Raw genomic sequence first — 23761 nt, forward strand, 5'->3', positions numbered from 1 at the left:
CCTCAGGCGGCGTTCTTGAGTTTCGGGTCCAGCGCATCGCGCAGGCCGTCGCCCATCAAGTTGATTGCCAGCACGCTGAGCAAAATGGTCAAACCAGGCAGACTTACCACCCACCAGGCGCGTTCGATGTAGTCGCGAGCCGAAGCCAGCATGGTGCCCCACTCAGGGGTTGGCGGTTGTACGCCAAGGCCGAGGAAGCCCAGTGCCGCGGCATCGAGAATCGCCGAAGAGAAGCTCAAAGTAGCCTGAACGATCAGCGGTGCCATGCAGTTAGGCAGCACGGTGACAAACATCAGGCGTGGCAGACCGGCACCGGCCAGGCGCGCGGCGGTCACGTAGTCGCGGTTCAGTTCGCCCATCACCGCGGCGCGGGTCAGACGAACATAGGACGGCAACGAAACCACGGCGATGGCAATAATGGTGTTGATCAGGCCAGGGCCGAGGATGGCGACAATCGCCACCGCCAGCAGCAGGGACGGCAGGGCCAGCATGATGTCCATCAGACGCATGATGGTCGGGCCGAGCAAGCGCGGGAAGAACCCGGCGAACAGACCCAAAAGGATGCCCGGAATCAGCGACATCACCACCGACGACAAGCCGATCAGCAGGGACAGGCGCGAACCGTGGATCAGCCGCGACAGCAGGTCGCGACCCAGTTCATCGGTGCCGAGCAGGAACTGGAGTTGCCCACCTTCCAGCCAGGACGGCGGGGTCAGCAGGAAGTCGCGGTACTGCTCGCTCGGGTTATGCGGTGCCACCCAAGGGGCGAACAGGGCGCAGAAAATCACCAGCAGCATGAACATCAGGCCGGCGACGGCGCCTTTGTTCTTGGAGAACGCTTGCCAGAATTCTTTGTATGGGGACGGATACAGCAGGCTTTGATCGACTGCTACCGCTGGAATTGAAGTGGTCATGGTCATAATGATCTCAGCGCTGGTGACGAATGCGTGGGTTGGCAAAGCCGTAGAGGATGTCCACCACGAAGTTGACCAGAATCACCAGGCAGGCGATTAACAGGATGCCGTTTTGCACCACGGGATAGTCCCGCGCGCCAATGGCTTCGATCAGCCATTTGCCGATGCCGGGCCAGGAGAAGATGGTTTCGGTCAGGACCGCACCGGCCAACAATGTGCCGACTTGCAGGCCGACCACGGTCAGTACCGGAATCAGCGCGTTACGCAGGCCGTGAACGAACACCACGCGCGATGGCGACAGGCCTTTGGCGCGGGCGGTACGGATGTAGTCTTCACGCAGCACTTCGAGCATCGAAGAGCGGGTCATCCGCGCGATCACTGCCAGCGGGATGGTGCCGAGCACAATGGCCGGCAGGATCAGGTGATGCAGGGCATCGAAGAACGCACCGACGTCATCGGCCAGCAGCGTGTCGATGAGCATGAAACCGGTCCGCGGCTCGATGTCATAGAGCAGGTCGATCCGCCCGGACACCGGGGTCCAGCCCAGGGACACCGAGAAGAACATGATCAGGATCAGGCCCCACCAGAAGATCGGCATCGAGTATCCCGCCAGGGAGACGCCCATCACCCCATGGTCGAACAGGGATCCTCGCTTGAGTGCCGCGATCACCCCGGCCAGAAGGCCCAGGATGCCGGCGAACAACAGGGCGGCCATGGACAGTTCCAGGGTCGCGGGGAATAGAGAAGTGAATTCGCTCCAGACACTTTCACGGGTACGCAGGGATTCGCCAAGGTCGCCGTGGGCCAGTTTGCCAACGTAATCCAGGTATTGGGCATACAGGGGTTTGTTCAGCCCCAGGCGTTCCATTGCCTGAGCATGCATTTCGGGGTCGACTCGACGTTCGCCCATCATCACTTCCACGGGGTCGCCTGGAATCATGCGAATCAACGCGAAAGTCAGCAAGGTGATGCCGAAGAACGTGGGGATCAATAACCCCAATCGGCGGGCAATAAAACTAAACATCTTGTGTGGTACCTCATCAGCCGGTTAGGCGTGCCCGGCATTCCTGGGTCAGGAATGCCGGTAGTTTCTTATCTACTTCACCTGGGTGGTGGCGAAGTTATTAGTGGTGAGCGGGCTAATGTGATAGCCCTCTACGTTGTTGCGCATTGCGGTGAACATACGGGTGTGCGCCATGCTGATCCAAGGTTGGTCCTGGTTAAAGACCTCTTGGGCTTGCTCATAGAGCGCTGCGCGTTCGGCCGGGTTCACTTTAGCCCTGGCTTCGTCGATCAGCGCCTGGAACTTCTCGTTGCACCAACGTGCGTAGTTTTCGCCGTTTTTGGCGGCCTCGCAACTGAGCATAGGCGTCAGGAAGTTATCCGGGTCGCCGTTATCGCCCGCCCATCCGGCAGACACCATGTCGTGCTCGCCGTTTTTCGCGCGTTTGAGCATTTCGCCCCATTCCATGACGCGAATATCGACCTTGATCCCGACCTTGGCCAGGTCGGCCTGCATCATCTGTGCGCCGAGCATCGGGTTCGGGTTGGTTGGACCGCCACCGTTACGGGTGAACAGGGTAAACGTAGTGCCATCCGGCACACCGGCTTCCTTGAGCAAGGCGCGAGCCTTGTCCAGATCACGCGGCGGATTCTTCAGGTCGTGGTTGTAGCCCAGCAGGGTGTCCGGGTACGGATTGACCGCCACGGTCGCATTGCCTTTGCCAAACAGCGCGTTGACGTATGCGGCCTTGTCGAAGGCGATATCGATGGCTTTACGTACACGCACATCGCTCATGTACTTGTGCGAGGTGTTCATGGCGATGTACGAAACGGTCATCGCGTTCAGTTCATCGACACTCAGCTTGGCGTCTTTCTTGATGCTCGGGATGTCATCTGGCTTGGGGTACAGCGCAATCTGGCACTCGTTGGCTTTCAGTTTTTGCAGGCGCACGTTGTTGTCGGTGGCGATAGCCAGGATCAGCGAATCAGCCGGTGGCTTGCCACGGAAGTAATCCGGGTTGGCCTTGAAGCGGACTTGAGCGTCCTTGTTGTAACGCTGGAAAACGAACGGGCCGGTGCCGACAGGCTTGTTGTTCAGGTCGCCGGTCTTGTTGGCCTTGAGCAACTGGTCGGCATATTCGGCGGAGTAGATCGAGGAGAAGGCCATGGCGATGTCGGCCAGGAACGGCGCTTCGCGGCGGGTCAGGGTGAAGGTGACCGTGCTGTCGTCGATCTTCTCGACACTTTTGAGCAATTCCTTGAAGCCCATGCTTTCAAAGTACGGGAAGCCCACGCTCGACAGTTTGTGCCACGGGTGATTCGGGTCCAGCTGACGCTGGAAGCTCCAGACCACGTCGTCGGCGTTCATGTCGCGGGTCGGCTTGAAGTATTCGGTGGTGTGGAACTTGACGCCTTTGCGCAGGTGGAACGTGTAGGTCAGACCGTCCTCACTGATGTCCCAGGAATCGGCCAGTGCCGGAATCACTTCAGTGGTGCCGGGCTTGAAGTCCGCCAGACGATTGAAGATGGTTTCGGCCACCGCATCGGCGGTGACTGCAGTCGTGTACTGGACCATGTCGAAGCCTTCCGGACTGGCTTCGGTGCAGACCACCAGGGGTTTGGCCGAGACGCCAACAGCGACACTCAGCAACGCGGCAGCGATGGCCGCACGTAGGGGAAGCATTTTCATCAAAGAACCCTCTGCAATCGGTTGAACTGAAGAAAACCAAACGGCCGACTCGTCATGAGTCAGCCGCAGGCGTGCGTTTTTACAGAATGTTGAACGGGATGGTGGTCACGAGACGGAACTCGTTGATGTTGCCGTCCGACTGGTTTTCACTGGCGCGGTGCGTGGTGTAGGTCGCGCGAACAGTGGTGGCCTTGAGTGGGCCGCTCTGCACGGCGTACGAAGTACCGATGCCGTACTCGTAATGGTGTTCGCCGTCCATAGTCTGCACGCTGGCGTACTCGCCGCCTTTGTTATGAGTACCGTCGATACCCCAGCCGCGAGCCTGGTAGATGTTGAACTTCAGGCCCGGCACGCCGTATTCGGCCATGTTCAAGCCGTAGGCGATCTGGAAGGATTTCTCGTTCGGACCGTTGAAGTCCGACAGGAGGGAGTTGGCCAGGTAGATGCCGTTGGTTTCGTGCAGGTAGTCGAAGTACTCGTTACCGTTCACTTCCTGGTAGGAGAAGGTCAGGCTGTGGGCCTGGTGAGTCAGACCGAACGACAGGGAGTAGGTGTCGTTGTCGATCTCGCCCAGTACGGCTTTGCCTTCGTCGACGGTTTTGTAGTAGTTCAGGCCGGTGGTCAGGCTCAATACCGAGCTGTCACCCAGTACGTGGCTGGCGCCGAAGTAGTACTGGTTCCACATGTCTTCGGCCTGGGTGCCCCACAGGCTGGTAGTCAGGCTGGCGAACGGCTGGTAGGTGATACCGCCGGTGTACACGTGATCGATTTCAACGAGGTGGTCGGCGTATTCCGCGCGGAATTTACGCTGGCTTTCTTCGGTACGCGGTGAGTTGCGATCGAAGGTGGCCAGGTCGAACGACAGGTTCTCCAGCTCTTCGCTGTGGATCGCCACACCTTCGAAGCTCGAAGGCAGTGCACGGTTGCCGATTACATCGACCTGCGGGCTGCTGAAGTTCATGCGGCCGGCGGTCAGGGTGGTGTTGGAGAAACGTGCCTTGACGTTGGCCAGACCCAGTTTGCTCCATTGGCCTTGGGCGTCGCCGCCTTCTTTGGTCAGGGTGCGGTTGTTACCGGCACGCTCACGGTCGAAGGGAACACCGCCGAAACCAGAGGCCAGATCCTTGCGATCACGTTCAAGGGCAACGGCGTTATATACCGCAACTTCGGTGCTCAAACCGACAGCACCCTCGGTGAAGCCCGAGTTGTACTTGAGGATGGTGCCCTGCAGCCAGTTGATACGGCGGTCTGTCGTTTGCAATGCGCCGTTCTTGTTGTAACGGAACACACCGCCGCGCTTCAGTTGCTCGTTGGCATACCAGTTACGCGTGCTCCCTGTGATCGATTGGCCTTCGACAAAGCCGGTGGCTTCGCTTTGGGCGCTCTTTTCTTTCACGGTAACCGGGGTGTACGCCTGGCTTTGGGTTTCTGCGTACGCCGAGGCGGTTACGCTGCTGATGGCCAAGGCCAATAACGCGGTGCTGCTCAGTTTCATGGGGTGAAGCTCCTTTCTTTCTTTTTTTAATGCCGGTCTTTTTTGGTGATCCGGCTATTTGGTTTAGAACTCATACAAGGCATCGCAAACGTTTGCTGTAGGCCGGATTGACGAATTACGGCAATACGCTTGCGTGAGGGCGGAATCCGCCCCCAGCGTTTTTGGCTAATCGGTTATTTTTCTATGCTTACGCCCGAGAACACGTTGCGACCGAAAGGACTCACCTTGAATCCTTCGATTTTGGCGCTCAACGGCTGGTTAACCGTCGAGTGGGCGACTGGCGTAATCGGCACCTGCTGCTTGAGGTACTGCTGCGCCTGTTTGTAAAGCACGGTGCGCTGGTCGCGGTCGGTGACGACCTTGGCCTGCTTGATCAGCTTGTCGTAAGCCGGATCACACCACATGGAGTAGTTGTTGCCGCCAATGGCGTCGCAGCTGTAAAGCGTGCCGAGCCAGTTGTCCGGGTCCCCATTGTCACCGGTCCAGCCAATCAGGCTGACGTCGTGCTCGCCATTCTTGGTGCGCTTGATGTACTCGCCCCATTCGTAGCTGACGATCTTCACTTTGAGGCCGATTTTTGCCCAGTCAGCCTGGAGCATCTCGGCCATCAATTTGGCGTTCGGGTTGTAAGGGCGCTGAACGGGCATCGCCCACAAAGTAATTTCGGTGCCTTCCTTCACGCCGGCAGCCTTGAGCAATTCCTTGGCTTTTTCCGGGTTGTAGGCGGCGTCTTTAATGGTTTCGTCGTAGGACCATTGGGTCGGTGGCATAGTGTTGACCGCCAGTTGACCGGCCCCTTGATAGACTGCGTTGAGAATCCCTTGCTTGTTCACCGCCATGTCCAGCGCCTGACGCACTTCGAGCTGGTCGAAAGGCTTGTGGCGCACGTTGTAGGCGATGTAACCGAGGTTGAAACCGGGCTTCTCGATGAGCTTGAGTGTCGGGTCGTTTTTCAGCGCGGTCACGTCGGCAGGGCGCGGGTGCAGGGTGATCTGGCACTCGTTGGCCTTGAGCTTCTGCACCCGCACCGAAGCATCGGTGTTGATGGCGAAAATCAGGTTCTCAAGCTTGACCCGGCTCGGGTCCCAGTACTGCTTGTTGCCGGTGTAACGGATGTTGGAATCTTTCTGGTAGCTCTTGAACACGAACGGCCCGGTGCCGATCGGCTTCTGGTTGATGTCGCTCGGCTTGCCTTCGGCCAGCAGTTTGTCGGCGTATTCGGCGGACAGGATGGCGGCGAAGCTCATGGCGATGTTCTGGATGAACGCGGCGTCCACGCTGTTGAGCGTCATGACCACGGTCAGCGGCCCGGTCTTCTCGACCTTGGCGATGTTCTTGTTCAGGCTCATCCCGTTGAAATACGGGAACTCGGTCGGATAAGCCTTACGGAAAGGTTGCTGCGGATCGAGCATGCGATTGAACGTGAACAGCACGTCATCGGCGTTGAAATCACGGGTCGGCGTGAAGTATTTGGTCGTGTGAAATTTCACCCCTTCGCGCAGGTGAAAAGTGTACTTGAGGCCGTCCTCGGAAATATCCCAGCGAGTGGCCAGGCCAGGTACGACATTGGTGGCGCCTTTTTCGAACTCTGCCAGTCGGTTGTACAACGGCTCGGCGGCGTCATTGTCGGTCGCGGTCGTGTACTGCGCGGTGTCGAAGCCAGCCGGGCTGCCTTCGGAGCAGAACACCAGGCTGTTATTGGCGGCCTGGCTGATGGAAGTGGCGGCCAACAGGCCGGTGCCCAGCAATGCGGATAAAACCAAGGTATGGCGCATGACGCTCCCTTTTCTCTTTCTCTAAGTGTTTTTCAATGACCCGCCGTCCCGTCCGGGGACGTGGAGGCATCATTGATCTCAAGCCATGACAGGCAGCAGCAATAACCGAGAGCCCACGCACGAACGGGTCAGATCCCGACGGTATGAGCCGCGGGTCTGGCAGTAAATGCGTAGAGTCCTAAAGACTCGTAGGAAATGGCAACGCGTCCGACGCCGCTGCTGTAATGCTCAGCGGAATTGGATGTAGGTGGTTTCCTACTTTCTCGGCAGATAAAGCAGCGGCGACGTCAAAAACGTCGCCGCTGCAAAACCTTACTTGCTGACGCTGACGCCGTAGAAGGAGTTCAAGCCAAACGGGCTGATCTTGAAGTCCTGCACGTTGTCGCGCATGGGTTGGAACACCGTCGAGTGAGCGATAGGTGTCATTGGAACGGCATCTTTGAGGACGTGTTGCGCCTGTTTGTACAGTTCGGTGCGCTTGGACTGGTCGGTCGTGCGCTTGGCTTCTTTCACGATGCCGTCAAACTTCTTGTCGCACCACTTGGAGAAGTTGTTGCCTTGCAGGGAGTCGCAGCCGAACAGCACGTTCAGCCAGTTGTCCGGGTCACCGTTGTCGCCGCTCCAGCCAATCAGCATCGCGCCGTTTTCGCCGCCTTTGGAGCGCTTGATGTACTCGCCCCACTCGTAGGTCACGATCTTGGCCTTGATACCGACCTTGGCCCAGTCGGACTGCAGCATTTCAGCCATCAGTTTGGCGTTCGGGTTGTAAGGACGCTGAACCGGCATCGCCCACAGGTTGATCTCGGTGCCTTCCTTTATGCCGGCTTCCTTGAGCAGCTCTTTGGCTTTCTCAGGGTTGTACGGCGCATCCTTGATGGTGGTGTCGTAGGACCACTGGGTCGGCGGCATGGCGTTGACGGCCAGCTGACCAGCACCCTGGTAAACCGAGTCAATGATCTGCTGCTTGTTGACGGCCATGTCCAGTGCCTGACGCACTTTCAGTTGGGCCATCGGGTTCGGCTGATCGCTGCCCTTGATCTTGTCCATCACGTTGTAGGCGATGTAACCCAGGTTGAAACCAGCCTGGTTAGGCACTTTCAGAGTCTTGTCTTCTTGTAGCGCCTTCAGGTCGGCCGGACGCGGGAACAGAGTGATCTGGCACTCGTTCTTCTTCAGCTTCTGGATACGTACCGACGGGTCGGTGGTGATGGCGAAGATCAGGTTGTCGATCTTGACGTCGTCAGGCTTCCAGTAGTCCTTGTTCCCGGTGTAGCGGATGTTGGAGTCTTTCTGGTAGCTCTTGAACACGAACGGACCAGTGCCGACCGGCTTCTGGTTGATGTCGGCGGCTTTGCCTTCTTTCAGCAGCTGGGCGGCGTACTCGGCAGACTGGACGGAAGCGAAACTCATGGCCATGTTCTGGATGAACGCGGCGTCGACTTCTTTCAGGGTGAACTTGACAGTTTTGTCGTCGACTTTATCGATCTTGGTGATGTTGGTGTCCATCCCCATGTCGGTGAAGTACGGGAATTCGGTTGGGTACGCCTTACGGAACGGATCATCCTTGTTAATCATGCGATTAAAGGTGAACAGCACGTCGTCGGCGTTGAACTCACGAGTCGGCTTGAAGTACGGGGTGGTGTGGAACTTGACGCCTTCACGCAGATGGAAGGTGTACGTCAGGCCGTCATCGGAGATGTCCCACTTGGTCGCCAGCCCAGGAATGACAGCAGTGCCGCCACGTTCGAACTGAGTCAGACGGTTGAACATGGTTTCTGCAGAGGCGTCGAAGTCGGTTCCGGTGGTGTACTGACCAGGATCAAAACCGGCCGGGCTCCCTTCGGAGCAAAACACCAGGTTAGTCGCCGCTTGGGCGAAAGGTGCGGAGGCTAACAAGCCTGCGCCGACTAAAAACGGAATGACCGCGTGTTTAAGCATGGTGGCCTCATGATTTGTTGTCATTTTTGGAATTAGAGGACGACCTCGTGAGTCGTGCCTGCGGATACTTATGCAGGGGCCATACCCAATGCAAGATCCGGAGCGACCACAGGCGTTAAACAGTGGCACGAACGTACCTTAATGTCGCATTTGTATAAATTCAGGCGCATTTGACCGTTTGCGCAGGTTTTTTTCAGTGCATAGGGTGCACCTGCGCGGGGCGATCTGGACGTCTTGCGCACTCGATTGGAGCGCGGTGTTACTTATTTATACCCATCAGTGAGGGGGGTGAATGGGGCTGGCGGGCGTGAATGAGATTGAGTTCTGGTTTGGTGGGTAGGTGTTTGTTGTTTAAAGAGTTGTTGTGTCTGTGGGGGCAGACGGTTGCGTTACTGTTTGTCAGTGGACATCTGTGGGTGATGCTTGAGCTTTGGGATTTGGTGGTGCTGCGTGGGCGTGTTGGTAGTACCGGGGGTGCAACCTTTGCTGCTTGCGGGTCCGACTTGGCTTTGCGCAGGCAATAAAAAACGGCGATCACTTCAGTGATCGCCGTTTCTGTTTACGGGTTATCGATCAAGGCATCAACACTTCAATCGAACCGTCCGCCGTCATGCTGACCTGAGTCGTACCAGCTTCAACTTCCGGCGTAACCGGCGCACCGTCCATGCTCGCCGCTTTCATCATCATCGGCGCGCGCATGTACGGTTGTGGATAACCGTTGCTGTTCAAGTTCAGGTTAACGATTTTGTAACCCTTGCCGCCCAACGCATCGGTCGCCAATTGAGCGCGGGCCTTGAAAGCCGTCACGGCTTCTTTAAGTAGCGCATCTTCGCTGGCCTTGCGGGTTGGCGTCGCAATGGCGAAGTCCATGCCGCCCATTTTCAGGTCGGTGAGCAGTTCGCCGGTCAGTTTCGACAGCGCGGCGAAGTCCGAGCTTTCCAGGCGCAGTTCGGCGCGTTCGCGCCAGCCGGTGATTTTCTGGCCCTTGGTGTCGTAGATCGGATAACTGTTGCGGCTGCCCTGGCGCAGGGTGACTTCCTTGACCTGTTTGGCCTGGGCCAGCGCTTTGTTCATGGTGGTGCTGACGTCGGCGGCGAGTTTGGCCGGGTCGGTGTTTTGTTCTTCGGTGTAGAGGGTCACGATCATCAGGTCGCGGGCGACTTCCTGACTGACTTCGGCGCGCAGGGCGATCTGGTTGTAATGAAGCTCGTCGGCGGCCAGGGCCGGGAGGCTGGCGACGGTGCCAACGCTAAGGGCAAGAAGGGCGGCGCTGCGGCGGAAACTGTGCATGAAAACTCCTTGGACGGTGCGCAGGGGTTAAGGTCCGGGCCTGCGTGAAACAATCAGACTCTAGCTTTTATGATCCGGTTCGCACAGTTACAACTTCCATACAGATAGATAGCCGGTGGCCGCTTCGCGTCCAATCGCGGGCAAGCCACGCTCCCACAGGGGAACGCATTCCAATGTGGGAGCGTGGCTTGGCCCGGGCGGCGATCCGACGATGGCGGTCTTATAGACGCCACAATCCTTTCTGCCATGTGGCCGTTTGCCGCACTTTTGCCTGCCAGCCCCCGTGCTTGGTTATACTCCGTGCGATCCGCCTGGAGCGCTCATCAGGAGAGCTCATGCTCGCCGCCGTTCAAATCACTTCCGCCACTCGCCAGAATCTCTGGCGGCTGACGTTCATCCGCACGTTGGTGTTGGCCGCTCAGGCCGGTTCCGTGGGCCTGGCCTACTGGCTCGACTTGCTGCCGCTGCCCTGGTTCCAACTGGCCGCGACCCTCGGTTGCTCGATGCTGCTGTGCGCGTTCACGGCCATTCGCTTGCGCACCTCATGGCCGGTCACCGAACTCGAATACGCCGTGCAACTGGCTTGCGATCTGTTTATCCACAGTGCCTTGCTGTATTTCTCCGGCGGCTCGACCAACCCCTTCGTCTCTTATTACCTGGTGCCGCTGACCATCGCCGCCGTGACCTTGCCGTGGCGTTATTCGGTGATTCTGTCCGGTATCGCGTTGACGATGTATACCCTGCTGCTGGCGCGCTTCTATCCACTGCAAACCTTCCCGATCGCTCGGGAAAACCTGCAGGTTTACGGGATGTGGCTGAGTTTCGCCCTGGCCGCGGCGGTCATCACCTTCTTCGCCGCACGCATGGCCGAAGAGCTGCGCCGTCAGGAAGAACTGCGCGCCATCCGTCGTGAAGAGGGCCTGCGCGATCAGCAACTGCTGGCCGTCGCCACCCAGGCCGCCGGTGCTGCCCATGAACTGGGCACGCCGCTGGCGACCATGAGCGTGTTGCTCAAGGAAATGCGTCAGGACCATCACGACCCTATGTTGCAGGACGACCTGAGCGTGCTGCAGGATCAGGTCAAACTCTGCAAGGAAACCTTGCAGCAACTGGTGCGCGCCGCCGAGGCCAATCGCCGCTTGGCAGTGGAGATGCAGGACGTCACTGATTGGCTCGACGAAGCCCTGAACCGCTGGCACCTGATGCGCCCGGAAGCCAGTTATCGCTTCCAGCGCTTGGGCCAAGGCACCGTGCCGCGCATGGCGCCGCCGCCGGACCTGACCCAGGCGCTGCTGAATTTGCTCAACAACGCCGCCGACGCTTGCCCCGAAGGGTTGCAAGTGACGCTGGACTGGAATGCCGAAGACCTGACCATCAGCATTCGCGACCACGGCGCCGGTGTGCCGCTGGCCATCGCCGAGCAGATCGGCAAACCGTTTTTTACCACCAAGGGCAAAGGTTTCGGCCTGGGCCTGTTTTTGAGCAAGGCCAGCGTGACACGCGCCGGCGGCTCAGTGAAACTCTACAGTCATGAGGAAGGCGGCACGCTCACCGAGCTGCGCCTGCCCCGTGTCGCCCGAGGAGACGAACATGAGTGACGAGATCCAAGTCGAAGGCGAAGGCGAAGAACTGCCGCATTTGCTGCTGGTAGACGACGACGCAACTTTTACCCGGGTGATGGCCCGTGCCATGGCACGCCGCGGCTTTCGCGTCAGCACCGCCGGTTCCGCCGAAGAAGGCCTGACCATCGCTCAGGCCGACCTGCCGGACTACGCCGCGCTGGACCTGAAAATGGACGGCGATTCCGGCCTGGTGCTGTTGCCCAAGCTGCTTGAGCTGGACCCGGAAATGCGCGTGGTGATCCTCACCGGTTACTCGAGCATCGCCACCGCCGTCGAGGCGATCAAGCGCGGCGCGTGCAATTACCTGTGCAAACCGGCGGACGCCGATGACGTGTTGGCCGCGCTGCTCTCCGAGCACGCCGACCTCGATACGCTGGTGCCGGAAAACCCGATGTCGGTGGATCGCCTGCAGTGGGAGCACATCCAGCGCGTGCTGACCGAGCACGAAGGCAACATCTCCGCCACTGCCCGCGCCCTGGGCATGCACCGGCGCACGCTGCAGCGCAAACTGCAGAAGCGTCCCGTTCGTCGCTGAACGGGCGCTGAACGATTATCGCCAGCCCTCGCGAGGAACCGAACCGATCATCTATGATCGGTTCGTGTGTGTTCTTTTCTTTATCGAGCCTTATCCATGAATCAGAACGCTGAATATTCCGCGGTCAATGATGCTGTGCGCGGGCAGTTTTTTCGCAAAGTCTGGGCGATGACCACCCCTTACTGGCGCAGCGAAGAGAAGGGCAAGGCCTGGACGTTGCTGATCGCCGTGATCGCGCTGTCGCTGTTCAGCGTAGCGATTTCGGTGTGGGTCAACAGTTGGTACAAGGACTTCTACAACGCCCTGCAAAAAAAGGACGAAGCGGCCTTCTGGCAGTTGATCCTTTATTTCTGCGGCATTGCGGCGGTGGCCATTCTTGGCGCGGTGTATCGGCTCTACCTGACCCAGATGCTGACCATCCGCTGGCGGGCCTGGCTCACCGAGAAGCATTTTACCCGTTGGCTCGACAACAAGAATTACTACCAGCTGGAGCAGGGCGGTTACACCGATAACCCGGACCAGCGGATTTCCGAAGACCTCAATAAATTCACCACCAACACGTTGGGTCTGGGGCTCGGGTTGATTCGCAACGTCGTCAGCCTCGTATCGTTCTCGATCATTCTGTGGGGCGTGTCGGGCAGTATCGAAGTGTTTGGTTTCACGATTCCCGGCTACATGTTCTGGTGCGCGCTGGTTTACGCCGCCGTCGCCAGTTGGCTGACGCATTTGATTGGCCGCCGCCTGATCGGCCTCAACAACAACCAGCAACGTTTCGAAGCCGACCTGCGTTTCTCCATGGTTCGGGTTCGCGAGAATGCCGAAAGCATTGCGCTGTACAACGGCGAGCCTAATGAGAACCGCCGCTTGAGCAGCCGTTTCGGGATGGTCTGGCACAACTTCTGGGACATCATGAAAGTGTCCAAGCGCCTGACCTTCTTTACGTCCGGTTATGAGCAGATTGCAGTCATCTTTCCGTTCATGGTCGCCTCGCCGCGTTACTTCGCTGGCAAGATCGAGCTGGGTGAGCTGATGCAAATCAACTCGGCGTTCGCTAACGTCCAGGACAACTTCAGTTGGTTCATCACGGCGTACCAGGACCTTGCCGAATGGCGCGCCACCTGTGATCGTCTGCTCAGTTTCCGCCAGGCCATGACTGACAACGAAGAGCGTGCACCGGCCATCGATGTACAGAATTCGGGGTCGGCGTTGAAGGTGCATAACCTTGGCCTCGATCTGGCCGACGGTCGTCATCTGCTGACCAGCGCCGACATGACCGTGGAAGAGGGCGAGCGCGTCATGCTCAGCGGTCGCTCCGGCAGCGGTAAATCCACTTTGTTCCGAGCGATGGGGCACCTTTGGCCCGCTGGCCACGGCAGCATTCGTCTGCCGACGGGGCGTTATCTGTTCCTGCCGCAAAAACCGTATCTGCCGATTGGCAGCCTGCGTGAAGCGCTGAGTTATCCACAGTCTGGCGATACGTATCCGCACGAGCGCTACGTTCACGTGCTGGAAGCCTGCCGTTTGCCGCACCTCGTTGCCCGCCTGGACGAAGCCAATCACTGGCAGCGCATGTTGTCGCCGGGTGAGCAGCAACGTCTGGCCTTTGCCCGTGCGCTGCTGTATGCACCGCAATGGCTGTACATGGACGAAGCGACCTCGGCGATGGACGAGGAGGACGAAGCGTTGATGTATCAGACCTTGATCGATGAGATTCCGGGATTGAGCATTGTCAGCGTCGGGCATCGCAGCAGCCTGAAGCGGTTCCATCCACGGCATGTGCGTATCGAGAATGGGCATCTGGTGGACCAGACCGTGACCGCCTGAACACCCCAATCCCGTAGGAGCAAAGCTTGCTCGCGATAGCCTTGACGCGGTTTATTTGAAGAACCGCGTCATCGTTCATCGCGGGCAAGCCATGCTCCTACAGGGGTTAGGTGATCGTACAACCGCGTTGAGCTATGATGCGGTTTCAGCCGCAACTTTCGAGAAAGACGTTCACCATGGAAAACCCGATCGACGCACCACGCCTCCCTCGCAAGCGCCGCAGCCTCGCTCAGGAACTGGTGACGGTGCTGTCCGAGCAGATCCGCGACGGTCACCTCAAGCGTGGCGACAAGTTGCCCACCGAGTCGGCGATCATGGATGCCCATGGCGTCAGCCGCACCGTGGTGCGCGAGGCGATTTCCCGTTTGCAGGCGGCCGGGCAGGTTGAAACCCGCCACGGCATCGGTACTTTTGTGCTCGATACCCCGAGCCCGAGCGGCTTCCGTATCGACCCGGCGACCGTGGTCACGCTGCGGGATGTGCTGGCGATTCTGGAACTGCGCATCAGCCTCGAAGTGGAATCCGCCGGCCTCGCCGCGCAACGTCGCAGCCCCGAGCAGCTGGCGTTGATGCGTGCTGCGCTGGATGCGTTGAATGAAAGTGTCTCTCATGCCAGCGATGCGGTGGCGTCAGACTTCCAGTTCCACCTGCAAATCGCCCTGGCGACGGGCAACCGCTATTTCACTGACATCATGACCCACCTGGGCACCAGCATCATTCCGCGTACGCGCCTAAACTCCGCGCGCCTGGCCCATGACGATCAGCAGCACTACATGAATCGTCTGAGTCGGGAGCACGAAGAGATTTACGATGCGATTGCGCGGCAGGATTCGGATGCAGCGCGGGCGGCGATGCGGTTGCATCTGACGAATAGCCGGGAGCGGCTGCGTCATGCGCATGAAGAGGCTGAGGCGCAGCGCGGTTAAGAAGTTATTGATCGTTCCCACGCTCTGCGTGGGAATGCAGCCCGGGACGCTCCGCGTCCCAAAGCGTGACGCAGAGCGTCACAAGAGGCATTCCCACGCGGGAGCGTGGGAACGATCAGGTGAGTGGTTCAGCCAGTTCTCAGGATCGAACGATCCACCCGCACCGCAAAGTCAGTAGCCCCCTGTTTGGCATCGAACGCCACATGCCCATACTCATCAACCACCGCCCGAGCAATCGGTACTCCCTTAGCCAACAACTCCAACGGCGCACCCTTCAGCGATTGCCCCGAAGCCAGTTCCAGTTTCAATTTGATAGTCATCATCGATCTCCTTATCAGGCAACGTTGCCAGTGGGTTTGTAATCCTTGAGCAGCAAATAAGTGCTCCAGCCCCACCAGTCATCCACGGTGGCGGTGTCGTTCAGGTTGTTGACGTCTTTACGCCGCAACACCTTGTTGCCCTCGACCTTGAACAATGGCGAGAAATTACCCGTCGGGTTCAGCACCGCTTGAAGATCAGGCAGTTTTTTCAACGCAGCAAAGCTGCCGGCCGACGGTGCGATCCCGCTGAGATAAGCCGCAAACACTTCATCTGCAGACACTTGCACCGCCTGATTCACCTGGGTGCGATTGGCGCTATCGATGGCGTCGAAGTAGCGTTTGTCCCCATACGCATGCCATTGATCGCCGCTGCCATTGCGCACATTGAGGCCGAACTTGCTGTCTTCGTCGTGCATGAAACGCGTGATCAACGAACCCAGATCGCTGGGTGTAACCACCGCTGCCAATTGTTTGCGCGGCACTCGCAGGTGGCCGGCGGAAAACAGGTCGGTCAGGTAGTGATCGGCAAAAGCGTTCATCGCATAGGCCAGCTCCAACTGCTTTTCATCGCCGCTGGCGTGGGCCAGCACTGCTTGTTGCACAGCCGCGGTGTGACCGGCGATGTAGGCCAGCAGTGCCCATTCGGCGAAGTGATCGGCATTGTTGGCGGCCAGTTTCAGGTAGCGGCCAAATGGGAACAGCGCCGAGACGACACTGCCGCCGCCGGTGATCTTGTTCCACTCTTCCGACAACGTATCACCGAGGGCGTCATAAGCCTCGTGAGGTTGTTTACCGTCCTTGATCGCCTGCTTGATCGCGGCGATTTCCTTTTGCATCACGCCGAGGATCAGCTTGGCCTCAGCGTTAGAAGCAGGCAGCACGGCCAGCGAGTTGAAGGCATTGGTAAAACGCTGGATTCGGTCGGCGGCTGTTGCGCCTTCGCTGATCGGTTGATCGGGAATTCCATAAAAATCTCCCCCCAGCGCAACGACCTGGCCATAAGTCAGCGCCAGCCCATTGGGTAAATGCAGCTCCACCTGCGAAGCCGGGATAGCCGGTGCATCCTTGACGAAACGCAGCAGGGTGCTGTCGCCGATGGCGGTGTGTTCGCCACCCTCAAACCTCAGCTGTGGCTTGCCTTTCAGGGCTTTTTCGGAGGCTGTGGGCAGAGGCGCGGGAAGGGGAGTCGTAGGGCTGTAATGATCAGCAATCTGCAAGACCACGTGTTGGTTATCCCCGATGAGAGGGATGCCATGTTCGGTAAAAAGATCATCCAGCTTGGCAATGACCTGTTTCGGTTTTTCCTTCGGTTGTGCGTGTAGACCTGACATTTCTATCTCCTTGATATGTCGTCGGTACGATCAAAAAATAACTGTATGTATATACAGTTGTCTGGATCATAGATGAGAAATTTCCTACGTCAAGAAAATACCTTTCCGACTCAAATTCTGCGGTTGGCGATGAAATGCAGTTGACGGTTATTATTTAAGTTGTACGATGACCTACAACTTCGGCGAAGGCTGAACGGTTTCCTCACACACACATACGTCGCTATCCAGGGTGTTCGAATAATGAATCCACAAGAACTGAAGTCCATCCTCTCTTCCGGTCTGCTGTCTTTCCCGGTTACCGATTTCAATGCTCAGGGCGACTTCCATCGCGCGGGCTATATCAAACGTCTCGAATGGCTAGCCCCATACGGCGCCTCGGCATTGTTCGCCGCGGGCGGCACCGGTGAGTTCTTCTCTCTGGCGGCCAGCGAATATTCGGAAATCATCAAGACTGCCGTCGACACCTGCGAAACCAGCGTGCCGATTCTGGCCGGCGTTGGCGGTTCCACTCGTCAAGCCATCGAATACGCACAGGAAGCCGAGCGTCTGGGCGCCAAAGGCTTGTTGCTGCTGCCGCACTACCTGACCGAAGCCAGCCAGGACGGCGTTGCCGCCCACGTTGAAGCTGTGTGCAAATCGGTAAAAATCGGCGTGGTGGTTTACAACCGCAACGTCTGCCGCCTGACCGCGCCGCTGCTGGAACGTTTGGCCGAGCGCTGCCCGAACCTGATCGGCTACAAGGATGGCCTGGGCGATATCGAGTTGATGGTGTCGATTCGTCGCCGCCTCGGTGATCGCTTCAGCTACCTGGGAGGTTTGCCGACCGCCGAAGTCTACGCCGCGGCTTACAAGGCCTTGGGCGTACCGGTCTACTCCTCGGCGGTGTTCAACTTCATCCCGAAAACCGCGATGGATTTCTACCACGCCATTGCCCGCGAAGATCACGCCACGGTCGGCAAGATCATCGACGACTTCTTCCTGCCATACCTGGACATCCGTAACCGCAAAGCCGGCTATGCGGTGAGCATCGTCAAGGCCGGGGCAAAAATTGTCGGCTATGACGCAGGTCCAGTGCGTGCACCGCTGACCGATCTGACCGGCGAAGAGTATGAAATGCTCGCCGCGCTGATCGACAAGCAAGGTGCTCAGTAACACACCCGATTAAACAAGGCCGCTGAGTAATCAGCGGCCTTTTGCGTGAGGAGAATATCCAGTGGCAAATGCAAAGCGTTTTGATAACTACATCAACGGTGAATGGGTTGCGGGTAGCGATTACTCCACCAACATCAACCCGTCCGAATTGACCGACACCATTGGCGAGTACGCCAAAGCCGATCTGGCTCAGGTTCACGCCGCCATCGACGCCGCTCGCGCTGCGTTCCCGGCCTGGTCCACGTCGGGCATCCAGGCTCGCCACGATTCGCTGGATAAAGTCGGCACTGAAATCCTCGCTCGCCGCGAAGAGCTCGGCACCTTGCTGGCTCGGGAAGAGGGCAAGACCCTGCCCGAAGCCATCGGCGAAGTAACTCGCGCCGGTAACATCTTCAAGTTCTTCGCCGGTGAATGCCTGCGTCTGTCCGGCGACTATCTGCCGTCGGTACGTCCGGGTGTGAATGTCGAAGTGACGCGCGAAGCGCTGGGTGTGGTCGGTCTGATCACACCATGGAACTTCCCGATCGCGATCCCGGCATGGAAAATCGCCCCGGCCCTGGCCTATGGCAACTGCGTCGTGCTGAAACCCGCCGATCTGGTGCCGGGTTGCGCTTGGGCACTGGCTGAAATCATCTCCCGCGCAGGTTTCCCGGCCGGCGTGTTCAACCTGGTGATGGGCAGCGGTCGAGTGGTTGGCGATGCGCTGGTTCAGAGCCCGAAAGTCGACGGCATCAGCTTCACCGGTTCTGTGGGCGTTGGTCGTCAGATCGCGGTAAGTTGCGTGTCGCGCCAAGCCAAGGTTCAGCTGGAAATGGGCGGCAAGAACCCGCAGATTATTCTCGACGACGCCGACCTCAAGCAAGCGGTCGAGCTGTCGGTACAGAGCGCGTTCTACTCCACTGGCCAGCGTTGCACTGCCTCGAGCCGCTTCATTGTCACTGCCGGGATTCACGACAAGTTCGTCGAAGCCGTGGCTGAGCGCATGAAGTCGATCAAGGTCGGTCACGCGCTGAAAGCCGGCACCGACATCGGTCCGGTCGTCTCGCAAGCGCAGCTTGAACAGGACATGAAGTACATCGACATCGGCCAGTCCGAAGGTGCACGTCTGGTCAGCGGCGGCGGTCTGGTGACCTGCGATACCGAAGGCTATTACCTCGCGCCAACCCTGTTTGCCGACAGCGAAGCCGCGATGCGTATCAGCCGCGAAGAGATCTTCGGCCCGGTGGCCAACGTGGTTCGCGTCGCGGATTACGAGGCTGCGCTGGCCATGGCCAACGACACCGAATTCGGTCTGTCGGCGGGCATTGCCACCACGTCGTTGAAGTACGCCAACCACTTCAAGCGCCACTCCCAGGCCGGGATGGTGATGGTCAACCTGCCGACGGCGGGCGTGGACTACCACGTTCCATTCGGTGGGCGTAAAGGTTCATCCTATGGCTCCCGCGAGCAAGGTCGCTACGCGCAAGAGTTCTACACCGTGGTGAAGACTAGCTACATCGGCTCCTGACAGGAAACATCGCGGTATCGGCATCGATACCGCAACCCTTGTAGGAGCTGTCGAGTGAAACGAGGCTGCGATCTCTGCTTTTAAAGATCAAAAGATCGCAGCCTCGTTTCACTCGACAGCTGCTACAGGGATAAACAGTTTCACCCGCGCATAAAAATAATCAGTGGGAGTACATCTACATGCAAGCGACCAAGCCGACCCACGTCCGCTATTTGATTTTGCTCATGCTTTTTCTGGTGACCACGATCAACTACGCCGACCGGGCTACCATCGCCATCGCAGGCTCCAGCCTGCAAAAAGACCTCGGCATCGACGCGGTCACTCTCGGTTATATCTTCTCCGCATTCGGTTGGGCCTACGTGGCCGGGCAAATTCCCGGTGGCTGGTTGCTGGACCGTTTCGGCTCGAAAAAAATCTACGCGCTCAGCATCTTCACCTGGTCGCTGTTCACCGTGTTGCAGGGCTATGTCGGTGAGTTCGGCATGTCCACGGCGGTGGTTGCGCTGTTCATGCTGCGCTTCCTGGTAGGCCTGGCCGAAGCGCCATCCTTCCCCGGTAACGCGCGAATCGTTGCGGCCTGGTTCCCGACCGCTGAACGCGGTACGGCGTCTGCGATTTTCAACTCGGCGCAATACTTCGCCACTGTGTTGTTCGCGCCGCTGATGGGGTGGATCGTTTACAGCTTCGGCTGGCAGCACGTGTTCATCGTCATGGGCGTGATCGGCATCATCTTCTCGGGGATCTGGCTGAAGGTTATCCACAGCCCGCGCCAACACCCGATGATTAATGACGCCGAGTTCAAGCACATCGCCGATAACGGCGGCATGGTCGACATGGACCAGGACAAAGGCAAAGGCAAAAAGGTCGACGGTCCGAAGTGGGACTACATCCGCCAGTTGCTGACTAACCGCATGATGCTCGGCGTGTATCTGGGCCAGTACTGCATCAACGGCATCACCTACTTCTTCCTGACCTGGTTCCCGGTGTACCTGGTGCAAGAACGCGGGATGACCATCCTCAAGGCGGGATTCATTGCCTCGTTGCCAGCGATCTGCGGCTTCATTGGTGGAGTGCTCGGGGGGGTGATTTCCGACTACCTGCTGCGCAAGGGCCACTCGCTGACCTTCGCCCGCAAGGCGCCGATCATTGCTGGCTTGCTGGTCTCCAGCAGCATCGTGGCCTGCAACTACGTGGACGTTGAATGGATGGTCGTCGGCTTCATGGCCTTGGCATTCTTCGGTAAAGGCGTGGGTGCGCTGGGTTGGGCCGTGGTGTCTGACACCTCGCCAAAACAGATCGCCGGTCTCAGCGGTGGCTTGTTCAACACCTTCGGCAACATCGCTTCGATCACCACCCCGATCGTCATCGGCTACATCATCAGCTCCACCGGTTCGTTCAAATGGGCGCTGGTGTTTGTCGGTTGCAACGCACTGGTCGCGGTGTTCAGTTACCTGGTGATCGTCGGTCCGATCAAACGTGTGGTGCTCAAAGAGCCGCCAAGCACCGGTCCTGAGCTGACCAAATTATCTGAAGCGCATTCCTGAGGAGCGGCGTCATGCAGTTGATTGAACATTCCGACTCGCCGCGCTACATCCGCCTGCACGAGCGGGACAACGTAGTAATCGTAGTCAATGACCAAGGCGTGCCGGCCGGCACCGAGTTTCCGGACGGCCTGGTCACCGTGGACTTCGTGCCACAGAGCCACAAGGTCACCCTGGAAGACATTCCCGAGGGTGGCCAGGTGATTCGTTACGGCCAGACCATCGGCTACGCGTTGCAGCCGATTCCGCGCGGCAGCTGGGTCAAGGAAGATCAACTGCGCATGCCGACCGCGCCACCGCTGGACAGCTTGCCGCTGTCTACCGAAGTGCCGGCGGCGCAGGCACCGCTGGAAGGCTTCACGTTCGAGGGTTATCGCAACGCCGACGGCACCGTCGGCACGCGCAACATTCTCGGGATTACCACGACGGTTCAGTGCGTCACCGGCGTGCTGGATCACGCGGTCAAGCGCATCAAGGACGAGTTGCTGCCCAAGTACCCGAACGTCGATGACGTGGTGGCGCTGACCCACAGTTACGGCTGTGGCGTGGCGATTACCGCGACTGACGCGTACATCCCGATTCGTACCGTGCGCAACCTGGCGCGCAACCCGAACCTGGGTGGCGAAGCGTTGGTGATCAGCCTGGGCTGCGAGAAATTGCAGGCCGGGCAGGTGATGCACGAGAACGACAGCTCGGTGGATTTGAGCGATCCGTGGCTGTACCGCTTGCAGGATTCCAGTCACGGTTTCACCGAGATGATCGAGCAGATCATGTCGTTGGCCGAAACCCGTTTGAAGAAGCTCGATCAGCGCCGCCGGGAAACCGTGCCGGCGTCCGAGCTGATTCTCGGCATGCAGTGCGGCGGCAGCGATGCGTTTTCCGGGATCACCGCCAACCCGGCGTTGGGCTATGCCTCGGACCTGTTATTGCGCGCGGGTGCGACGGTGATGTTTTCCGAAGTCACCGAAGTGCGCGACGCGATTTACCTGCTGACTTCCCGTGCGGAAACAGAAGAAGTCGCTCAGGAACTGGTGCGCGAAATGGACTGGTACGACCGTTACCTGGCCAAGGGCGAAGCGGATCGCAGCGCCAACACCACGCCGGGCAACAAGAAGGGTGGGTTGTCGAACATTGTCGAGAAGTCCCTGGGCTCGATCGTCAAATCCGGCAGCAGCGCGATCAACGGGGTGCTTGGCCCTGGTGAACGGTTCAAGCGCAAAGGCCTGATTTTCTGTGCGACCCCGGCCAGTGACTTTGTCTGCGGGACGTTGCAATTGGCGGCGGGGATGAACCTGCACGTGTTCACCACCGGACGTGGCACGCCGTATGGTTTGGCGATGGCGCCGGTGGTTAAGGTGTCGACCCGGACCGAGCTGGCGCAGCGTTGGCCGGATTTGATCGACATCGATGCCGGACGGATTGCGACCGGGCGGGCTTCGATTGAGGACCTTGGCTGGGAGTTGTTTCACTACTACCTGGATGTGGCCAGCGGCAAGAAGCAGACGTGGGCCGAGAAGCACAAGCTGCATAACGACATCACCCTGTTTAACCCGGCGCCCATCACGTAATGATCGTTCCCACGCTCTGCGTGGGAATGCAGCCCGGGACGCTCTGCGTCCCAAAGCGTGACGCGGAGCATCACAAGAGGCATTCCCACGCGGAGCATCACTAGTGTCCGGTAAAACCTTTTCAAAGCTGAAGGCTGCCTTGGGCAGCCTTCAGCTTTGTTCGCTTTTGCCTTCGCTGTTCAAGGTGTTCAATGCTTAATGGGCGTTCGAACAAGCTGTGGGTTAGCCGAATGGCAAAGTCTGAAATAGATCCCGAGCAACCTGAACGGCGCTGATAAAGATGCAGCAAAAGATAGGTAATCAAGGCGCTGTAGATCTGCAAACGAACGGCATTTTCAGAGAAGCCGAAATACCGTTTGAGCTTGAGGTTTTGCTTGATCCACTTAAAAAACAGTTCGATCTGCCAACGTTGTTTGTACAGATCGGCGATCTCCTCCGCTGAGCGAGAGAAGTCGTTGGTGACCAGAATCAATGGCGTTTCGTGGTCCTCTCGGCGGATCTGAACCCGACGCACAGCCTGATTTTGGTAGAGATTCGGACGTCGAGTGTTCAGGTATTTCTTCCCGAACAATACCGATTCGTCCGCCTCAATGAATTCGGGTGCATCCTTTTCCCTCAAATTTTCTACCGGCTTTAGATTGGCGTTTTTCTTCAGTCGGGTGACGAAGAAAGAACCCATCTGATCAATCTGGTGCCACCAGTTGTAGTCGCAGTAACCCTTGTCGAAAACGTACGTCATACCTGCTTCAAGCGGCATGGTCAGGGCATCGCTCAGATCGTTGACGTTGGCGGCGGTGATGTTTACGTAAGTCGGGGCTGTTTGCTGTGGATCGATGGCCACATGTACCTTCAAGCCTTGGGTTATGCGGGTTTTCGTCGCGGTGGTCCATTCGTCAAAACCGGGTCCGCGCAGGCTGATCGAGGTCGAATCGATCAGGGTGATCATGGCTTCGAGCGACTTGCGCTGCTTGCGGCCAATGCCTTGAAGCAAGTGCTCACAGGCCAGCCGAAACGGCTCTGAGCTGCGCTTGTTCAACGCATCACAAAGGGTCGAACGCACCATGTTCTTGGCGTTGAGGTGGTGGCGATGGGGTTGCAGCGACTGCGAGGCTGTCGCCAACGTACGCAAGCTTTTGGCTTGCGTCAGCTGACCGTAAATCAGCGTGACGAGCAGATCCCAGGACGTGAATTGTTTGGCGTAACGATCAGCGCCACAGCGTTTGACGGCGGCTTTGAAGAGCTGATGAGGAAGGGCTTGAAGCATTTGCGCAAATCGAGTGCTGCTGAACATGGGCGAAAATCAAGTCTGAAAACCTGATTATTGCTTACGA

Annotated in this window: 18 protein-coding genes; 8 read left to right on the plus strand and 10 right to left on the minus strand. The window is 58.4% G+C overall.

What is annotated here, in order from left to right; all coding sequences use genetic code 11:
* Window positions 1-2: 2 nt before the first annotated feature.
* The 7 genes from ACMXYI_RS11030 to ACMXYI_RS11060 form a co-directional block, all read right to left on the minus strand.
* Window positions 3-914: an ABC transporter permease subunit gene (locus ACMXYI_RS11030; protein WP_046052928.1), complete on the minus strand. Its 912-nt coding sequence runs from the start codon at window positions 912-914 to the stop codon at window positions 3-5.
* Between the two features lie 13 nt (window positions 915-927).
* The gene (locus tag ACMXYI_RS11035) at window positions 928-1938 is read right to left on the minus strand and encodes an ABC transporter permease subunit (protein ID WP_008148942.1); all 1011 of its coding nucleotides are present in this window, start codon (window positions 1936-1938) and stop codon (window positions 928-930) included.
* A 72-nt stretch (window positions 1939-2010) separates the two neighbouring features.
* A complete protein-coding gene (locus tag ACMXYI_RS11040) occupies window positions 2011-3606 on the minus strand; it encodes an ABC transporter substrate-binding protein (RefSeq protein WP_415773231.1) in 1596 nt (531 codons plus the stop codon).
* A 79-nt stretch (window positions 3607-3685) separates the two neighbouring features.
* Window positions 3686-5101 (minus strand): OprD family porin, encoded by a 1416-nt coding sequence (locus ACMXYI_RS11045; protein WP_415773232.1) that lies wholly within the window; start codon window positions 5099-5101, stop codon window positions 3686-3688.
* Window positions 5102-5274: 173 nt separating this feature from the next.
* The gene (locus ACMXYI_RS11050) at window positions 5275-6876 is read right to left on the minus strand and encodes an ABC transporter substrate-binding protein (protein ID WP_415773233.1); all 1602 of its coding nucleotides are present in this window, start codon (window positions 6874-6876) and stop codon (window positions 5275-5277) included.
* A gap of 312 nt (window positions 6877-7188) precedes the next feature.
* Window positions 7189-8814: an ABC transporter substrate-binding protein gene (locus ACMXYI_RS11055; RefSeq protein WP_150658778.1), complete on the minus strand. Its 1626-nt coding sequence runs from the start codon at window positions 8812-8814 to the stop codon at window positions 7189-7191.
* Window positions 8815-9387: 573 nt separating this feature from the next.
* Entirely contained in the window at window positions 9388-10104 is a 717-nt protein-coding gene (locus ACMXYI_RS11060) for an SIMPL domain-containing protein (RefSeq protein WP_415773234.1), read from the minus strand.
* 335 nt (window positions 10105-10439) lie between these two features.
* Between ACMXYI_RS11060 and ACMXYI_RS11065 the strand changes: the two genes are divergently transcribed.
* The 4 genes from ACMXYI_RS11065 to ACMXYI_RS11080 all read left to right on the plus strand — a co-directional run bounded on the left by ACMXYI_RS11065 (window position 10440) and on the right by ACMXYI_RS11080 (window position 15011).
* A complete protein-coding gene (locus tag ACMXYI_RS11065) occupies window positions 10440-11702 on the plus strand; it encodes an ATP-binding protein (protein ID WP_149630532.1) in 1263 nt (420 codons plus the stop codon).
* The gene (locus tag ACMXYI_RS11070) at window positions 11695-12261 is read left to right on the plus strand and encodes a response regulator transcription factor (protein WP_008148925.1); all 567 of its coding nucleotides are present in this window, start codon (window positions 11695-11697) and stop codon (window positions 12259-12261) included. Before ACMXYI_RS11065 ends, ACMXYI_RS11070 begins: the two co-directional genes overlap by 8 nt.
* A 96-nt stretch (window positions 12262-12357) precedes the next feature.
* Entirely contained in the window at window positions 12358-14085 is a 1728-nt protein-coding gene (locus tag ACMXYI_RS11075) for an ABC transporter ATP-binding protein/permease (RefSeq protein WP_415773235.1), read from the plus strand.
* Window positions 14086-14261: 176 nt separating this feature from the next.
* Window positions 14262-15011: a FadR/GntR family transcriptional regulator gene (locus ACMXYI_RS11080; protein ID WP_046045828.1), complete on the plus strand. Its 750-nt coding sequence runs from the start codon at window positions 14262-14264 to the stop codon at window positions 15009-15011.
* Between the two features lie 128 nt (window positions 15012-15139).
* Here ACMXYI_RS11080 and ACMXYI_RS11085 read toward each other — a convergent pair whose 3' ends face one another.
* Both ACMXYI_RS11085 and ACMXYI_RS11090 read right to left on the minus strand, forming a co-directional pair.
* The gene (locus tag ACMXYI_RS11085) at window positions 15140-15331 is read right to left on the minus strand and encodes a hypothetical protein (protein ID WP_415773236.1); all 192 of its coding nucleotides are present in this window, start codon (window positions 15329-15331) and stop codon (window positions 15140-15142) included.
* 14 nt (window positions 15332-15345) lie between these two features.
* A complete protein-coding gene (locus ACMXYI_RS11090; protein ID WP_415773237.1) occupies window positions 15346-16662 on the minus strand; it encodes a phospholipase in 1317 nt (438 codons plus the stop codon).
* 240 nt (window positions 16663-16902) lie between these two features.
* Between ACMXYI_RS11090 and kdgD the strand changes: the two genes are divergently transcribed.
* The 4 genes from kdgD to garD all read left to right on the plus strand — a co-directional run bounded on the left by kdgD (window position 16903) and on the right by garD (window position 22430).
* Window positions 16903-17814 carry a 5-dehydro-4-deoxyglucarate dehydratase gene (kdgD, locus tag ACMXYI_RS11095; RefSeq protein WP_046045831.1) on the plus strand — a complete coding sequence of 304 codons (912 nt, stop codon included), beginning with the start codon at window positions 16903-16905 and terminating at the stop codon, window positions 17812-17814.
* 61 nt (window positions 17815-17875) lie between these two features.
* On the plus strand, window positions 17876-19321 hold the full coding sequence (locus ACMXYI_RS11100) for an aldehyde dehydrogenase family protein (protein WP_415773238.1): 1446 nt from the start codon (window positions 17876-17878) through the stop codon (window positions 19319-19321).
* 179 nt (window positions 19322-19500) lie between these two features.
* A complete protein-coding gene (locus ACMXYI_RS11105; protein ID WP_415773239.1) occupies window positions 19501-20865 on the plus strand; it encodes an MFS transporter in 1365 nt (454 codons plus the stop codon).
* Window positions 20866-20876: 11 nt separating this feature from the next.
* The gene (gene garD, locus ACMXYI_RS11110; protein WP_415773240.1) at window positions 20877-22430 is read left to right on the plus strand and encodes a galactarate dehydratase; all 1554 of its coding nucleotides are present in this window, start codon (window positions 20877-20879) and stop codon (window positions 22428-22430) included.
* 121 nt (window positions 22431-22551) lie between these two features.
* On the opposite strand, the gene ACMXYI_RS11115 is transcribed toward garD, so the two are convergent.
* A complete protein-coding gene (locus ACMXYI_RS11115; protein WP_415768078.1) occupies window positions 22552-23721 on the minus strand; it encodes an IS4 family transposase in 1170 nt (389 codons plus the stop codon).
* Window positions 23722-23761 lie beyond the last annotated feature (40 nt).

This window comes from Pseudomonas lyxosi (assembly GCF_047758685.1).
Classification (GTDB): domain Bacteria; phylum Pseudomonadota; class Gammaproteobacteria; order Pseudomonadales; family Pseudomonadaceae; genus Aquipseudomonas; species Aquipseudomonas lyxosi.

Bases quoted from the DNA above. Each gene is read 5' to 3' on its own strand.
- ACMXYI_RS11055 (WP_150658778.1), bottom strand. From the start codon at position 8,814: ATGCTTAAACACGCGGTCATTCCGTTTTTAGTCGGCGCAGGCTTGTTA.
- ACMXYI_RS11090 (WP_415773237.1), bottom strand. From the start codon at position 16,662: ATGTCAGGTCTACACGCACAACCGAAGGAAAAACCGAAACAGGTCATT.
- ACMXYI_RS11050 (WP_415773233.1), bottom strand. From the start codon at position 6,876: ATGCGCCATACCTTGGTTTTATCCGCATTGCTGGGCACCGGCCTGTTG.
- ACMXYI_RS11030 (WP_046052928.1), bottom strand. From the start codon at position 914: ATGACCACTTCAATTCCAGCGGTAGCAGTCGATCAAAGCCTGCTGTAT.
- ACMXYI_RS11035 (WP_008148942.1), bottom strand. From the start codon at position 1,938: ATGTTTAGTTTTATTGCCCGCCGATTGGGGTTATTGATCCCCACGTTC.
- ACMXYI_RS11040 (WP_415773231.1), bottom strand. From the start codon at position 3,606: ATGAAAATGCTTCCCCTACGTGCGGCCATCGCTGCCGCGTTGCTGAGT.
- ACMXYI_RS11085 (WP_415773236.1), bottom strand. From the start codon at position 15,331: ATGACTATCAAATTGAAACTGGAACTGGCTTCGGGGCAATCGCTGAAG.
- ACMXYI_RS11045 (WP_415773232.1), bottom strand. From the start codon at position 5,101: ATGAAACTGAGCAGCACCGCGTTATTGGCCTTGGCCATCAGCAGCGTA.
- kdgD (WP_046045831.1), top strand. From the start codon at position 16,903: ATGAATCCACAAGAACTGAAGTCCATCCTCTCTTCCGGTCTGCTGTCT.
- ACMXYI_RS11105 (WP_415773239.1), top strand. From the start codon at position 19,501: ATGCAAGCGACCAAGCCGACCCACGTCCGCTATTTGATTTTGCTCATG.
- garD (WP_415773240.1), top strand. From the start codon at position 20,877: ATGCAGTTGATTGAACATTCCGACTCGCCGCGCTACATCCGCCTGCAC.
- ACMXYI_RS11065 (WP_149630532.1), top strand. From the start codon at position 10,440: ATGCTCGCCGCCGTTCAAATCACTTCCGCCACTCGCCAGAATCTCTGG.
- ACMXYI_RS11080 (WP_046045828.1), top strand. From the start codon at position 14,262: ATGGAAAACCCGATCGACGCACCACGCCTCCCTCGCAAGCGCCGCAGC.
- ACMXYI_RS11060 (WP_415773234.1), bottom strand. From the start codon at position 10,104: ATGCACAGTTTCCGCCGCAGCGCCGCCCTTCTTGCCCTTAGCGTTGGC.
- ACMXYI_RS11115 (WP_415768078.1), bottom strand. From the start codon at position 23,721: ATGTTCAGCAGCACTCGATTTGCGCAAATGCTTCAAGCCCTTCCTCAT.
- ACMXYI_RS11070 (WP_008148925.1), top strand. From the start codon at position 11,695: ATGAGTGACGAGATCCAAGTCGAAGGCGAAGGCGAAGAACTGCCGCAT.
- ACMXYI_RS11075 (WP_415773235.1), top strand. From the start codon at position 12,358: ATGAATCAGAACGCTGAATATTCCGCGGTCAATGATGCTGTGCGCGGG.